The 422-nt window shown below is 41.5% G+C and carries 1 rRNA gene; it reads right to left on the bottom strand.

The window, feature by feature from the left end:
* Positions 1-298 precede the first annotated feature (298 nt).
* Positions 299-415: ribosomal RNA gene (gene rrf, locus ACQCVH_RS25310) — 5S ribosomal RNA — on the bottom strand.
* Positions 416-422 lie beyond the last annotated feature (7 nt).

Raw genomic sequence — 422 nt, 5'->3', positions numbered from 1 at the left:
AACTCTCCATATAAGAGTAAGATTTAGCTCTGATAAAAATAAGATTAACGTTGACGTTTTTGTTCGTTCAGTTTTCAAAGAACAATCTCGGTCGCTCGTTTAAAGCAACTATATTAGAATAACATTTTTAGCAGCCTTCGTCAACAACTTTTTTTAAAAAAGTTTGTTCTGAGCATCAGCTCTAAAAGGTGCCTGACTATCATAACACCAGCGGTATTATGGGTCAACCCTTTACCGTAAGGAATAATATTCCATCAGCAAGGGATTAAAAAAGACAAAGAACAATCTCTTTGTCTTCGCCCGGCAGCGTCCTACTCTCACAGGGGGAGAGCCCCCAACTACCATCGGCGCTGAGAAGCTTAACTTCCGTGTTCGGTATGGGAACGGGTGTGACCTTCTCGCTATCGCCACCAGACTATTTA

Source organism: Bacillus infantis, assembly GCF_050107595.1.
Classification (GTDB): Bacteria; Bacillota; Bacilli; order Bacillales; family Cytobacillaceae; genus Bacillus_AB; species Bacillus_AB infantis_C.
The sequence above is the reverse complement of the archived record's forward strand: the minus strand, read 5'-3'. Positions and strand labels throughout refer to the sequence as shown.